Origin of the sequence: Roseibium limicola (assembly GCF_017313085.1) — a bacterium.
GTDB classification, from domain to species: Bacteria; Pseudomonadota; Alphaproteobacteria; order Rhizobiales; family Stappiaceae; genus Roseibium; species Roseibium limicola.
The window spans coordinates 776,375-790,168 of record NZ_JAFLNF010000002.1; the positions used below are offsets into that span (position 1 = coordinate 776,375).

General features: G+C 55.0%; 12 protein-coding genes. 11 read left to right on the forward strand and 1 reads right to left on the reverse strand.

What is annotated here, in order from left to right; all coding sequences use genetic code 11:
* The first annotated feature begins 51 nt into the window (after positions 1 to 51).
* The 11 genes from J0X15_RS07110 to flaF all read left to right on the forward strand — a co-directional run bounded on the left by J0X15_RS07110 (position 52) and on the right by flaF (position 12,071).
* Entirely contained in the window at positions 52 to 1,155 is a 1,104-nt protein-coding gene (locus J0X15_RS07110; protein WP_206939198.1) for a flagellar basal body P-ring protein FlgI, read from the forward strand.
* A gap of 2 nt (positions 1,156 to 1,157) precedes the next feature.
* Positions 1,158 to 1,481: a rod-binding protein gene (locus J0X15_RS07115; RefSeq protein ID WP_206939200.1), complete on the forward strand. Its 324-nt coding sequence runs from the start codon at positions 1,158 to 1,160 to the stop codon at positions 1,479 to 1,481.
* On the forward strand, positions 1,478 to 1,966 hold the full coding sequence (locus tag J0X15_RS07120; RefSeq protein ID WP_209015125.1) for a hypothetical protein: 489 nt from the start codon (positions 1,478 to 1,480) through the stop codon (positions 1,964 to 1,966). Before J0X15_RS07115 ends, J0X15_RS07120 begins: the two co-directional genes overlap by 4 nt.
* Before the next feature lie 514 nt (positions 1,967 to 2,480).
* Positions 2,481 to 2,867 carry a hypothetical protein gene (locus J0X15_RS07125; protein ID WP_209015126.1) on the forward strand — a complete coding sequence of 129 codons (387 nt, stop codon included), beginning with the start codon at positions 2,481 to 2,483 and terminating at the stop codon, positions 2,865 to 2,867.
* 757 nt (positions 2,868 to 3,624) lie between these two features.
* A complete protein-coding gene (locus J0X15_RS07130; protein ID WP_206939202.1) occupies positions 3,625 to 4,773 on the forward strand; it encodes a flagellin N-terminal helical domain-containing protein in 1,149 nt (382 codons plus the stop codon).
* A gap of 192 nt (positions 4,774 to 4,965) precedes the next feature.
* Entirely contained in the window at positions 4,966 to 6,129 is a 1,164-nt protein-coding gene (locus J0X15_RS07135; protein WP_206939204.1) for a flagellin, read from the forward strand.
* Between the two features lie 191 nt (positions 6,130 to 6,320).
* Positions 6,321 to 7,469: a flagellin gene (locus tag J0X15_RS07140; protein WP_206939206.1), complete on the forward strand. Its 1,149-nt coding sequence runs from the start codon at positions 6,321 to 6,323 to the stop codon at positions 7,467 to 7,469.
* Between the two features lie 257 nt (positions 7,470 to 7,726).
* The gene (locus J0X15_RS07145) at positions 7,727 to 9,211 is read left to right on the forward strand and encodes a flagellin N-terminal helical domain-containing protein (protein ID WP_206939208.1); all 1,485 of its coding nucleotides are present in this window, start codon (positions 7,727 to 7,729) and stop codon (positions 9,209 to 9,211) included.
* A 516-nt stretch (positions 9,212 to 9,727) separates the two neighbouring features.
* Complete coding sequence (locus J0X15_RS07150; protein ID WP_206939210.1) at positions 9,728 to 11,230, forward strand: flagellin N-terminal helical domain-containing protein; 1,503 nt, start codon at positions 9,728 to 9,730, stop codon at positions 11,228 to 11,230.
* Positions 11,231 to 11,320: 90 nt separating this feature from the next.
* Positions 11,321 to 11,809 (forward strand): flagellar biosynthesis repressor FlbT, encoded by a 489-nt coding sequence (gene flbT, locus J0X15_RS07155; protein ID WP_206939211.1) that lies wholly within the window; start codon positions 11,321 to 11,323, stop codon positions 11,807 to 11,809.
* Positions 11,697 to 12,071 carry a flagellar biosynthesis regulator FlaF gene (gene flaF, locus J0X15_RS07160; protein ID WP_206939212.1) on the forward strand — a complete coding sequence of 125 codons (375 nt, stop codon included), beginning with the start codon at positions 11,697 to 11,699 and terminating at the stop codon, positions 12,069 to 12,071. The genes flbT and flaF overlap by 113 nt, the downstream gene beginning before the upstream one ends.
* Before the next feature lie 181 nt (positions 12,072 to 12,252).
* On the opposite strand, the gene J0X15_RS07165 is transcribed toward flaF, so the two are convergent.
* Positions 12,253 to 13,794 (reverse strand): flagellar protein, encoded by a 1,542-nt coding sequence (locus J0X15_RS07165; protein ID WP_206939213.1) that lies wholly within the window; start codon positions 13,792 to 13,794, stop codon positions 12,253 to 12,255.

The following is a 13,794-nucleotide window of genomic DNA, read 5'->3' on the forward strand; positions in this document are numbered from 1 at the left end:
CACGGCACTGCTTCGGTCCAGCCACTACGGAATTTAGGTATGAACACCGGCATGGTTTTTCGTTTCCTGACTGTTGTCCTCTGCGTGACCCTCCTCACGTCCGCCGCCCTTGCTGCGTCGCGGATCAAGGACATCGCTGACTTCGAGGGCATTCGTGAAAACCAGCTCATCGGCTACGGCCTCGTCGTCGGCCTGAACGGCACCGGGGACAGCCTCCGTAACACCCCCTTCACCCAGCAGAGCTTGCAGGCAATGCTGGAGCGACTGGGCGTCAACACCCGTGACGTTGACCTGAACACCAATACCGTCGCTGCCGTAATGGTAACAGCAAACTTGCCGCCTTTCGCCACACAAGGGACGCGGATCGACGTGAACGTCAGCGCCCTTGGCAATGCAGCCTCTCTTCAGGGCGGAACGCTTCTGGTCACCCCTCTCGTCGGCGCAGATGGGGAAGTCTACTCCATCGCCCAGGGCTCAGTCGCCGTCGCCGGGTTTTCCGCCCAGGCTGACGCAGCCTCCGTGGTTCGCGGCGTTCCAACCTCCGGACGCATCGCCAATGGCGGCTTGGTGGAACGCGAAGTTGAATTCAAGCTCGCGTCGCTGACCACCCTGCGTCTGGCTTTGCGCAACCCGGACCTGACCACATCCCGCCGCATCGCTTTGTCGATCAATGAACTGATCGGCATGCCGACCGCAGAACCGCTTGATCCAGGAACGGTGCGCATTGACCTGCCGCGCGAGTACAACGGCAACATTGTCGATCTGCTGACCGACATCGAACAGCTGATCGTCGAACCGGACCTGCCAGCCAAGGTCGTGATTGACGAAAACTCCGGCATCATCGTCATGGGGCAGGATGTGAAGGTCTCCACTGTGGCCGTTGCCCAGGGCAACCTCACCGTCACCATCGCGGAAACACCTCAGGTGTCTCAGCCCCTCCCCTTCGCCAACGGTCAGACCCAGGTGCTGCCCCGCTCCGATCTCATGATCAATGACGATGCGGATGCAAAGCTGGCAATCGTGCCTCAATCCGTGACGTTGAAACAGCTGGTCGATGGCCTGAACGCCCTCGGCATCGGCCCGCGCGACATGATCTCCATTCTTCAGGCCATCAAGGCTTCAGGTGCCCTCCAAGCCGAAATCGAGGTTCTGTGATCATGGTAGATACAGCAACCACCCTGACCGGCCAGTACGGACTGAACACCGCCAGCGCAGCGCTGAGCAGGGCTTCAATAAGCTCAGAAAAAACCGATGTGCGCGAAGCCGCCGAAGAGTTTGAGAGCGTTTTCCTGCGCACCATGCTGCAGAACATGTTCACCGGCCTCGATGAGGGCGGCACCTGGGGCAAAGGCCACGGCTCGGAAGCCTGGCAAGGAATGCTCATCGAAGAATACGCCAAGAACATCAGCCAAGCAGGCGGCGTCGGTCTGGCCGACTCTGTTGAACGTCAACTGCTGCAAATGCAGGAGAGCGCACAATGACCGTACAAAATCAGGCCCTCGACCTCCCCTTCTCGTTGGAGCGTCCGCAAAACCCGGCCGAGGCCAACAGCTTTTGCGAAGCGTTGGGAGACACGATGGAACATCTTCTTGAGCTGATCGAAACGGAAACCGGGCTCGTGCGCGCGGGCAAGTTGAAGGACGCTGGCACGTTGCAGCCCGAAAAAGCCCGTCTGATCCACGCCTATACCCGCGGCATGCTTTGCGCCAAGCAGCACGCCGTTGCACTCGGCAACCTGTCCCCCGCTGGATCGCACAACCTGCGCCGTCGGCACGCCGAATTTCAGCCTGTCCTGCGGATCAATCTGGCTGTCCTATCGGCTGCCCGTGATGTCACCAACACGATCGTCACGACCGTTGCCAAGGCGGTTGGCGCCCAGCAATCGACCACAACCTACGGACCGACCGGCCAGGCCCCTTCTATCTCCAAGAGTGCAAACGGTATTGCGATCAATCAGAGCCTTTGACAGTTCGGCTTTCTGCATAAAATGCCCCGCAACTGCAATGGAGCGCCTCACAGGGCGCTCTTTTTGGTTTTTCGGCCGGAAGAAGGCCTCACGTCATTACGCTGTCTTGCGAGAAGACGTTGCCAGCAAGGCGCATTAAATTGCCCCAAAGGCATCTTGAACCAACAGACATATAATACGCATTCAGTCTCGTAGGCCGCCCGCGCGACATCGGCCCACGGTTTCGGTCCACTTTCTGGCCAAAGAAACAGCGACAAACCTGTTGATGGCACCAGACACCCCATCGTCAACACCAGAGAAAGTCGAAAAATCGGCCATTTCACGTCGATCCGATCGATTTCCCTAGCAGCTGAATAAATCACAACCACCTGAATTTAAATGAACTTTCCAACAGACACTGATTCGAAATTGAGTTTGATTTAATTCGTAACCAATTGATTAAGTTTCGATTCATTCCCCTACGTTATTCTTGTCCGTATCGGGTCTTGAAACGAGCCACCCGGAGGAACGGATTATGGATACTGCATTAGTCCGGCCGCAAGTGCCGACCTATTCGGCCATCACGCCGGAAACGAGAGCCCCCGAAAGGGTGACGCCAGCCGCCAATACCGACCTGCCGGTCGAAAAGACCGTGTCACCGACGGATCAAGGCAATGAAAGCCGACGCGCGTCTGACAACCCGCGAACGCAAGAACCTCTCTCGGGACGATTGAATATCGAGCGACAAAACTTTATCGACCCCGAAAGCGAAAGCCTGATCTACCAGGCAAAGAACAGCGACACGGGTGAAGTGGTTCAGCAAATCCCAAGCGAAAGCCTTCGCCGGGTACGCGCTTACACCAGGTCAATCGCTGAACAAGCAGCCCCTCCCGCTTCACAGCGCGCAGCAACCACTGCCTGAAAACAATACATGGCATTTGCGGCAGATGAGCTCTGCCGCAACTGGACCAGGAACTAAAGCGGCAAAATCACCCAGCAACACATTCTGCTGAAGTCTGTGCGCGCCAGCCATTTGCCTGAGCACCCTTCCCGCACGACCTTGCCAATCCCCTGAATTTGCCCGAGTGACTTTGGCTGGCCGCATGAAGCGATGCGCCGAAGCCAAGCTTCAAGCAGAATGCTTCTTGACCGCACGCCACCAGAGCCGTGCCCTCGGAGCACCACGCCCAAGGCAAGCATCGCCTGATGCCCTGAGCTTCTGATTGACACTCCGCCAGGTAAGAAATTCTCCTTATCGGCACTGCAACGACCACAGCCAGCCTGACCACCCAACATTCTCAGAGCCCAAGAAGCCGCTTCCCCAGAGTTTTGCACCCCCTTCCCCAAGGGAGGATCCATGCCGAGCTCACCTGCGCGTTTACCAATAACGCCGACCTCATGCCAAATTTCATTGGCAAAATTACCCTTGTCTAAATCACTAGAAACAAAGCACCCAGACCCCAACAGCTCCTTCGCAATACCCCCCAGACTGCAATATGGTAAACAGTAAAAGAAGGCGAGTAAGACAAAATTTACTATGAGACTTAACCAATTACGTTTTCTAATATTTAATCTTAAGAACGAGTAACAAATAAAATTAAGATTCAATACAAATTTTAACAGCAGAGTTCGGTTGTCATTCAGGAAGAATGATTAGGGAAAACAGAAGGAACTCTGTGATGGGTGGCATTACTCTTTCAAGCGCAGTGCGCAATAACTTGAACTCTCTCCAAGCAACCTCTCAGCTGATGAGCTCGGTTCAGGAGAAACTGTCTACGGGCAAGAAGGTCAACTCGGCCCTCGACAACCCGAACTCCTTCTTCACCGCAAAGGGCCTGGAAAATCGCGCAAGCGATCTGTCCACCCTGCTGGACGACATGGGGCAGTCGATCCAGACACTGAAAGCGGCGGACAAGGGCATTGAAGCCATTTCCGATCTGGTCGATTCCGCCAAGGCGAAAGCGAACCAGGCTCAACAGACATCCAGTCAGTCCGAGCGTGCGCAATATGCCAAGGAATACAATGAGCTTCTGACGCAGATTGAAGATCTGGCAAAGGACAGCGGCTACGGCGGCAAGAACTTGCTTGGCGGCACCGGTAACGATCTGTCGGTGACCTTCAATGAGGACGGATCGTCCTCCCTGTCGATTTCGTCAGTCGATTACTCCGACACGACGTCTTCAACTGGGCTGAACCTGTCGGACTTGACGGAAGCAACTTCCGGCACCTCCACCATTGCCCTGAACACCACCGCAACGGGCAGCGCAGCCCTGACAGGTGGCAATCTGCTGACCGACGACGGTGACTTTGCTGCGGGTGACGTTCTCACCTTTACAGATGCCAACGGCACGGAAATCGGCACTCTGGAAGTCACCGATACGACCACCGTGGACGACCTGGAGGCCGCGATCGATGCCATTGACGGCGCAAGCGCGACCCTGGCAGCTGGCACGCTGACGACGACATCAGACTTCAAGCTGACCATCTCGTCTGACGGCGCCCTCGCCGACACGACAACCGATGGTACGGATTCGTCCTTTGCAACTGACAGCTCGATCGACTCGACCCTGAGCTCTCTGAAGAACGCCCAGGACACGCTTCGTGCCCAGGCCTCAACCTTCGGTACCAACCTCTCCATCGTCGAAAGTCGCCAGGACTTCACCAAGGCGATCATCAACACATTGGAGGAAGGCGCCGGAAAACTGACCCTTGCGGACACCAACGAGGAAGGCGCAAACCTGCTGGCACTGCAGACTCAGCAGACTTTGGCCTCAACATCCCTGTCTCTTGCCGCTCAGGCAGATCAGAATGTTCTTCGCCTCTTCTAAAATGACGCAATAGTAAAAACAAAGAGATGGCGGAAAATACCCCGCCATTTCTTTGGATGTTTTTAGATTAACTTAAGGTTAGATTGTTGCTAACCATGTTTATTAACAGCTGTTTACACTTGGAGATGCCATTTTCACCGTGCTGAACCCAGGAAGGGTTCTGTAACGCGTAATCCTAGAAAGGATCAAAAAATGGCTGATAGCATCAATCTCTCGAGCGCAGTGCGTTCGAACCTCAACGCCCTTCAGGCGACCTCCAAGATGATGACCTCGGTTCAGGAGAAACTCTCCACCGGTAAGCAGGTCAACTCGGCGCTCGACAACCCGAACTCTTTCTTCACTGCAAAGGGCTTGGAAAATCGCGCGAACGATTTGTCCTCTCTGCTGGATGACATGGGTCAGTCTGTTCAGACCTTGAAGGCCGCCGACAAAGGTATCGAGGCCATCAGCGACCTTGTCGATGCAGCCAAGGCAAAAGCCAACCAGGCTTCCCAGACATCCAGTCAGTCCGAACGCAGTCAGTATGCTTCAGAGTACAATGAACTCCTGACGCAGATCGAAGATCTGGCCAAGGACAGTGGATACAAGGGCAAGAACCTGCTCGGCGGTACCGGCAATGACTTGTCCGTGACCTTCAACGAAGATGGTTCGTCCTCACTTGCCATTTCCGCTGTCGACTTTACGGACACCACGTCTTCGACAGGCCTGAGCCTTTCTGACCTGACCGAAGCAACGTCCGGCACGTCCACGATCGCCCTGAACACTGCAGCAACCGGCAACGCCGCTCTTACCGGCGGCAACCTGTTGACCGATGATGCAGAATTCACGGCCGGGGATACTCTGACTTTCACCGACTCCAATGGCACCGAAATCGGCTCCTTTGAAATCACCGACACGACAACCGTCGATGACCTGGAAGCTGCGATTGATGACATTGATGGTGCAAGCGCAGATCTCTCTGCTGGCGTGCTGACCACGACGTCGGACTTTAAACTTTCGATCTCGTCTGACAACGCAGGCTTTAACAGCAACGCGGCCGTGACGACCGATGGAACGGATTCCTCTTTCGCCACGGACTCTGCGATCGAAGACACCCTGAGCGATCTGAAGAAAGCCCAGGATACGCTTCGCTCGCAGGCCTCGACCTTCGGTACCAACCTTTCAATCGTGCAAAGCCGTCAGGATTTCACGAACTCCATGATTAACACCCTGGAAGAAGGTGCCGGCAAGCTGACACTGGCAGACACCAACGAGGAAGGCGCCAACTTGCTGGCTCTTCAGACCCAGCAGTCTCTGGCCTCCACGTCCCTGTCACTGGCAGCCCAGGCCGACCAGAACGTCCTGCGTCTCTTCTAAGAAGAAGACCGTGGAAAGTAAGAATGAGCGGCGGGCGAAAGTCCGCCGCTTTTATTTCATCTGAAAGGAAGCATTAAGGTTAACTTGCACTAACCATGTTTCTTCACAAAGCATTTTCCTGAACCAATCATTTCTAGGATGTCAGACCCAGGAAGGGTCGAAGTAAAGAGTAGTCCTAGAAAGGTACTAAAATGGCCGATATTACTTTGTCCAGCGCTGTCCGCTCCAACCTGAACTCTCTTCAGGCGACATCACAGCTTATGAGCTCAGTGCAGGAAAAGCTGTCTACTGGCAGAAAAGTCAATTCTGCTCTCGATAACCCAAACTCTTTCTTCACTGCGAAGGGCTTGGAAAACCGTGCGAACGATTTGTCTTCCCTGCTGGATGACATGGGTCAGTCCGTTCAGACCTTGAAGGCCGCCGATAAAGGTATCGAGGCCATCAGCGACCTTGTCGATGCCGCCAAGGCGAAAGCCAACCAGGCTTCCCAGACTTCCAGTCAGTCCGAACGCTCCCAATATGCCAAGGAATACAACGAACTTCTGACGCAAATCGAGGATATCGCCAAGGACAGTGGCTACAAGGGAAAGAACCTTCTCGGCGGTAACGGAAACGACCTCTCCGTAACCTTTAACGAAGACGGCTCCTCCTCCCTATCGATCAGCGCCGTCGACTTTACCGACACGACGTCCTCCACAGGCTTGAGCCTGTCGGACCTGACGGAAGCAACCTCCGGCACCTCGACAATTGCCCTGAACACCACCGCGACGGGCAGTGCAGCCCTGACCGGCGGCAATCTGTTGACCGACGATGGTGACTTTGCTGCCGGAGACGTCCTCAGCTTCACCGACGCCAACGGTACGGAGATCAGCACCTTTGAAGTCACCGACACGACAACGGTCGACGATCTGGAAGCCGCGATTGACGCCATTGACGGCGCAAGTGCGACCTTGGCTGCCGGCGTGCTGACTACAACATCTGACTTCAAGCTGACCATCTCTTCTGATGGCGCCCTCGCCGATTCCACAACTGACGGCACGGATTCCTCCTTTGCCACCGACGCCAACATCGACAGCACTCTGTCCGCCCTTTCCAGCGCCCAGAACACGTTACGATCGCAGGCCTCCACGTTTGGTACGAACCTTTCCATCGTACAGAACCGCCAAGACTTCACGAATGATATCATCGATACACTGGAAGAAGGCGCCGGCAAGCTGACGCTGGCCGATACAAACGAGGAAGGCGCCAATCTCCTGGCGTTGCAGACCCAGCAGTCGCTGGCCTCCACCTCCCTGTCCCTTGCCGCTCAGGCAGATCAGAACGTGCTGCGTCTCTTCTAAGTCAGGCGTAAAGCTTCATCGGCAACTCAAGTTGCCAACTGCGAACGGCGGGCCCACGGGTCCGCCGTTTTTGTTTGTGCGCCAGTCAGCCGAGAGCTGCCTCACAACAAAAAACCGCGCCCTGCTTCCAGTATTAATCTGTCATTAACCCTATAATGCGACTGATTAACTATCGATTAGGGTTAACAGAAGATGATCCTGATCAACCTGCTCAGAAAGAGCAGTAGTGCATAGGACCCAGGAAAGGGACAATTACGATGGGTGACAACATTACCCTCTCGGCTGCCGTTCGGCAGAACCTACTTACACTTCAGTCGACAGCCGACCTTATGTCTGGCGTCCAGAACAAGCTGGCAACCGGTCTGAAGGTAAACTCAGCGCTCGACAATCCGAATTCCTTCTTTACGGCCTCCGGCCTGAATTCGCGCTCAAACGACCTCAGCAATCTTCTAGAAGACATGGGCCAGTCGCTGCAGACCATCCGTGCTGCTGACGAAGGCATTCAGACGATTACCGATCTGGTTGAATCCGCCAAGGCAAAAGCCAATCAGGCGCTTCAGACCCAGAGCCAGTTTGAACGTGCGAAGTTCGCAGCCCAGTATAACAATCTGCTCGAGCAGATTGAGGATGTCGCCAAGGATTCTTCTTATAAGGGCAAAAACCTGCTTGCAGGTGATGGCAACGATCTGACGACGATCTTCAACGAGGACGCCACGTCCAAGCTGAAAATCAGCGCAATCGATTACACCAACAGCGCGCTCTCCACCGGGCTGAACCTGTCTGACCTTGTTGAGGGTCAGGGCGGCGCTACGTCCTTCCAGCTGGAAGGTGGCAAGACCACCTATACCCTCACCGATGGCACATCGACGCTGAACACAAGTTCGCTTCTGACCGATTCAGCTGACATCATCTCTGGCGACGCGATTGAAGTGCGCAGCGCTGGCGGAACAGCACAGAGCAGCTTGACCGTCGATGGCACGACCACCGTTCAGGACATGATCGACTCCATCAACTCCACCCCCGGTGTCCGGGCAGAGTTTGATGAAGGCACCGGCGTTCTGACAGTCATTTCAAATGAAGACATGACACTGGTCGCGGACCAGACCGCCTCGGCGGTTCTGGCGACAGTCGCCGCGACAGCGTTCACCGCCCTGTCCACGACACTGGTCGACTCCGGCTCATTCAAAGCTGGCGACACACTGACACTGACAGACGGCAACAATTTCGAGCTCGGTTCGCTGGAAATCGACGAAGACACCACCGTCGATGATCTCACCAACTTTATCAGCGACTTCAATGGCGTTGATGCATCCTTCAATACCACGACTGGCAAGTTGGCCATTCAAAGTGAGACGGATCTGGCGCTGACGAGCGACAACGCCAACTTCAACGCAGAAAATTTCACGGCTGATGCAGATGGTGTGACGATCGAGGCACTCAGCGACAGCGGCTTCGCCATGGACAACGACATTAATCGTGTCGTCGACCGACTAAACAACGCCCTCTCCAACTTGAGATCGCAAGCGTCCGAGTTTGGCACCAACTTGTCGACCGTTGAGATCCGGCAAGACTACACCAAGTCGCTGATCAACACGCTTCAGGAAGGTGCCGGCAAGCTGACCCTGGCCGATACCAACGAGGAAGGTGCAAACTTGCTGGCCTTGCAGACACGCCAGCAGCTCGCGTCAACATCCCTGTCCTTCGCCTCTCAGGCTGATCAGACAGTTCTGTCGCTCTTCTAAAAAAACGACTCCCTTTCCAAACCTCGGGGCGGCCACAATCGTGTGCCGCCCTTTTCTTGTCGTCCTTTTCTCATCCACGAAACCTCTGGCCAAGCGGCACGAGCGAGCAGTGCTTGACGGGAGATTTGACGCCAAAGTTCCATGCTAAGCAGAAGTAACAAGTGTGGCAGTCGCAAGGCTGCGCATAGAGCTTCTGCGCGCAGGAACGTTCTGCAGGCTTTTCACTGTGATAAAAAGGAATCAGTTCGCGCCTTTCTGGTCACGCCAGTCGTAATCCTGGTTCAGAAATCTGAGATCGTTTACCTTTCAGACGTTTCCCTAAGGTCAAATTGAAAGAAATTTCCCTTTAAAAGTCGGCTACTTGGCAAAAATCTCTGAGTAACCGCGCTCAGAAAACCATTAACCCCTGACAAGCCTGTTTACTTTTCATTTACACTCTCCGCACTGTTAGGCGAAAGGCGCCTGACGCGTCGAACAAGCCGCCTGAAGCGGCCGACCAGAAATGCGGTGAGCCCCATGAGCGATATTGTTCTTACAAGTGCCGTTCGGGACAACTTGCTCTCGCTGAAGAACACAGCGAAGTTGCAGTCCACGACCCAGAATCGCCTCGCGACTGGCCTGAAGGTCAATTCGGCCCTCGATAATCCGAATTCATTCTTCACGGCCGCCGGCCTGAACGACCGAGCCAGTGATCTGTCCAATCTCCTGGACAACATGGGCCAGGCTGTCCAGACAATTCGAGCTGCCGATGACGGCCTCACCGCGATCACCAAACTGGTTGAATCGGCCAAGGCCCTTGCCAATCAGGCGCTTCAGAGTTCCAGCGAATATCAGCGTAAGATCAAGACCGAGCAGTACAACGATATTCTGCAACAGATCGAAGAACTTGCCCGCGACTCCGACTACAAGGGCAAAAACCTTCTGGCAGGCGCCGGCAACGAGCTCGAAGTAATTTTCAATGAGGACAGCACGTCCAACCTGACAATCAATCCTGTCGATTACACCGACACGACCCTTTCGACAGGCCTGTCGCTTTCGGATCTGGCAACAGGCGCAGGCGCCACAGCCTCCTTCACCGTTGCCGCAGGAACAACCTCGATCGAATTGACAGGGCTCCAAGCCTCTTCCGATCTGACGGCACTGGGGAACTGGGCAGATGGCGACATCGTGACAGTCACCGATGGCACAACCCCGACGACATTCGTCGTTGGCACCGACATCACGACTGTTCAGGATTATGTCAATGCGCTCAACGATATGCGCGGCATCAAGGCGACCTTCGACGAAGATACGGACACCGTCTCCATCGTCTCCGGACTGGACCCTGCCGTTACATTGAGTATCTCAAAAGACAACTCAGGCGGCGGTGCAGCGACAGATGGCGGCGCGACGGCAACAGCGACTCCGACATCCCTGGCCACGACCCCGATGACTGCCAATGCCACACTGACCTCCTCCGGAGGCTTCTCGGCAGAAGACATTCTTTATATTACCGATGGCAACAACTTCGAAGCTGCGTCGCTGGAAATTGACGATGAAACAACTGTCAGCGATCTGGTCAGCCTGTTGAAGTCGGTGAAGGGCCTCGACGCCACATTCGCCGGTGGCAGCATCAGCATGATTGGCGAAGTCTCCTGGAACATCTCAAGCTCCGGCAATGACTTCAACATCGATCAGTTCGCGACGACCAGTGGAACCGTAGGCTTGTTGGCCACAGACAGCGGCTTTGCCAATGACACCGACATCGAACGTGTCTTGCAGGCGATCAACAATGCCTTGGAAGAACTTCGGTCTGCGGCCGGCACGCTGGGAACCAGCTTGTCGACCGTACAGATCCGAACTGACTTTACGCAAGAACTGATCAATACTCTGGAAGTTGGTGCCGGCGAGCTCACGATCGCTGACATGAATGAGGAAGGGGCGAACATGCTGGCCCTTCAAACCCGCCAGCAGCTGTCATCCACAGCCCTCTCCCTCGCCAGCCAGGCGGAACAGAGCGTTCTTTCTCTCTTTGGGTAAGCTTGAGGGTTATATTGGTTAAATTACCAAGGTCCAGCGTTAACGTTTGCTCAATATTGCTGGTGGATACTTATATACGGAGGACTGAGCATGGCCCTCAAAGTTGAATTGAAACCGGGCGAACGGATCATCATTGGCGACAGTGTGATCACCAATGACAACCAACGGACCCGATTGTTTATCGAAGGCCAGGCCCCAATCCTTCGGGAGAAAGATATCCTTACGCCAGCAACGGCAAATACTCCGGCAAAACGAGTCTACCTGGCTGTTCAGCTGATGTATTTGTCTACCGACGTTGATCGGATCAAAGAAAACTACTTCACGCTGGTAAATGATATTGTGAAGGCCGCCCCGAGTACGATCCCGTATGTGACGAAGGTCAGCAACGCGATCATCAGTGGCGCTTTTTACAAGGCTCTCAAAGAAGCACGAAAGCTCATTGAGTACGAGAGGACGCTGATCGGTCATGTACAAGCAGGCAGCGCAGGCTTACCAGAAGACGAGCCAAGTGGCGGTGTCGCCGAGGGAACTGGAAGCGACCCTTCTGATGAAGGCCGCAGCACGGCTCCAGCTGATTAAAGACGAGTGGGAAACCTCCTCCTTTGCGGAGCAGGATGAAGCCTTGTCCTATAATCGCAAACTCTGGACGATCCTCGTCACCTCGGCAACGAGCAAACAGAGCGAACTCCCCCAGGACATCAAGGACAACCTCGCCTCGCTGGCGATGTTCGTCTTCAAACATACGATGTCGATTTTATCCGACCCCAAGCCGGAGAAATTGACCTCGCTGATCAGTATCAATCGGAACATCGCCGAAGGGCTGCGCGTGCGCCCCGAATAGGGCCGAACCAGCCCGCGAAAGCCGAAAGTCATCAATCCATGAAGAAGAGCCGGTCCCGCGCCACCCGCGGAACCGGCTCTTTTAGTTGGGCTGGATGTGTTTTTGTTCGAGACCGTCTTGGTTGGGGATCGTCGGTCTCCAGGCAAAGGGTTTTGGGTGGAAAGGCCGCGCTGAAATTCGATTAGATATAATCGGTAAGCGACAACTGATAGACGATGGATGAAGCCCTGTAAGATGCTTCGATGTTGGTTTTCAGCTGCAGGATTTCAGCTGCCAGCAATTCGTTATCAACCCCTTCGATCTCTTCGATCGTGCTGGTAAAACTCGATTTCTGGACCATGTGCCGATCGCTCGTCGCATCCACGGCACGATAAGCAATCGAGATATCGGTAGCGATATCGACAATCCCGGATTCGTCCGACGTTGTGGGAGCAAGAATGCCGCGTGTCGTCGCAGTCAGTGCGCCATAGTAAAGTTCGTCGGTCTCACCACCGCCAGAGAAGTCGGCGGCAATAAAGACCGACAGCGCCTTGATCAGATCGGTCAAACCTTCTTCGTTCGCCCTCACCCCGTAATTGACGTTGAGGTTGTCGTCGATAACCGCTGTCTTGTCGGTACGGGCGTTGGTGGTGGCGTCATTCTCGCCGATGTACCATTCAACAGTCGTGCCAGCCCCTGACATCGTAGCTGTCGCTGTGTCGAACGGCGGACCGTCCACACGCACGGGGTCCGCCCCGCCGAAGGTATCGAAGAAGCTGTCAGCCGCCCATTTATCCGACGCAGCCTTCAAGGTCGTCGCAGCCTCACGTTCCAGCGCCTCGTTGATCGCCGTTCGCAAATTGCCCGCCGTCTCTTCCAAATCCGCCCCAATAGCGAAAGCCCCCTCTTCCGTGTCGCTCGACGCTGCCGTGAACTCCAGGGTGATGCTTTCTGTATGATCAGGCGGCAAGGTGAAATCGATGCTGATGGTTTCGCCCAGCGTCGGCTGGCCGGTAAATTCCACCGACAGACTGTCCGGATCAGTGCCTGTCCCTGCCGGACCAGTTAAAGTCACATTGCTCAAGTTGGAAGTGGCCGACGCCAGGTCGAAGCCGAAGTCATGAGCCCCATCCTCAGTGATGGAAAAGGTTGAATCCGTTGGAACAGCACCGGCATAATTCGTGGCCAGAGCGGAGACATCGAGCCGACCGTTGTTATTGGCCCCCAGGTTGGCTTGCCCGAACTCATCCATCACCATGCGCAAACCATCAAGGCCGCCCGCACCGTCCAGGATGGCATCAATCGGCGAGACCGGGTCCTCTGACGCAACCCCACCGCCATAAAGATAATATCCGGCAACCTCCGTATTGAGGAGACTGGCAGCCTCATAAAGGAGTAACTCAGCCGTCGCTTGCGTGCGCGTCTGGCCATCGTTTTGAAGCTCAAAATCGTTGAGATCCATAGACGCCTTGCCGTCGATCCGGATGTCCTCCAGGCGATCAAGCGTCAGGTTCATCGTCTTGATGTGCAGATTGGCCTGAACAATCGTCTCTTCGTAGGCCTCGATGCGCTTGACCTTCTGTGTCAGCTCCAGATCCAGAAGTCTGGAATTGCCGACAGCGCCGTAAGTCGTGCCTTCCTTACCGGAAGCCAACTGAGATGTCTTTTCGTTCAGAGATTTCGACAGACTGGTGATCTGACGGGTCATGTAGTGACGGGAAGTTGAAATTGTATCAATCGCCAT

What these genes read in the sequence shown, in the direction of transcription:
- J0X15_RS07110 (WP_206939198.1), top strand. Translation starts at nt 52, where the DNA reads ATGGTTTTTCGTTTCCTGACTGTTGTCCTCTGCGTGACCCTCCTCACG.
- J0X15_RS07115 (WP_206939200.1), top strand. Translation starts at nt 1,158, where the DNA reads ATGGTAGATACAGCAACCACCCTGACCGGCCAGTACGGACTGAACACC.
- J0X15_RS07120 (WP_209015125.1), top strand. Translation starts at nt 1,478, where the DNA reads ATGACCGTACAAAATCAGGCCCTCGACCTCCCCTTCTCGTTGGAGCGT.
- J0X15_RS07125 (WP_209015126.1), top strand. Translation starts at nt 2,481, where the DNA reads ATGGATACTGCATTAGTCCGGCCGCAAGTGCCGACCTATTCGGCCATC.
- J0X15_RS07130 (WP_206939202.1), top strand. Translation starts at nt 3,625, where the DNA reads ATGGGTGGCATTACTCTTTCAAGCGCAGTGCGCAATAACTTGAACTCT.
- J0X15_RS07135 (WP_206939204.1), top strand. Translation starts at nt 4,966, where the DNA reads ATGGCTGATAGCATCAATCTCTCGAGCGCAGTGCGTTCGAACCTCAAC.
- J0X15_RS07140 (WP_206939206.1), top strand. Translation starts at nt 6,321, where the DNA reads ATGGCCGATATTACTTTGTCCAGCGCTGTCCGCTCCAACCTGAACTCT.
- J0X15_RS07145 (WP_206939208.1), top strand. Translation starts at nt 7,727, where the DNA reads ATGGGTGACAACATTACCCTCTCGGCTGCCGTTCGGCAGAACCTACTT.
- J0X15_RS07150 (WP_206939210.1), top strand. Translation starts at nt 9,728, where the DNA reads ATGAGCGATATTGTTCTTACAAGTGCCGTTCGGGACAACTTGCTCTCG.
- flbT (WP_206939211.1), top strand. Translation starts at nt 11,321, where the DNA reads ATGGCCCTCAAAGTTGAATTGAAACCGGGCGAACGGATCATCATTGGC.
- flaF (WP_206939212.1), top strand. Translation starts at nt 11,697, where the DNA reads ATGTACAAGCAGGCAGCGCAGGCTTACCAGAAGACGAGCCAAGTGGCG.
- J0X15_RS07165 (WP_206939213.1), bottom strand. Translation starts at nt 13,794, where the DNA reads ATGGCGATTGATACAATTTCAACTTCCCGTCACTACATGACCCGTCAG.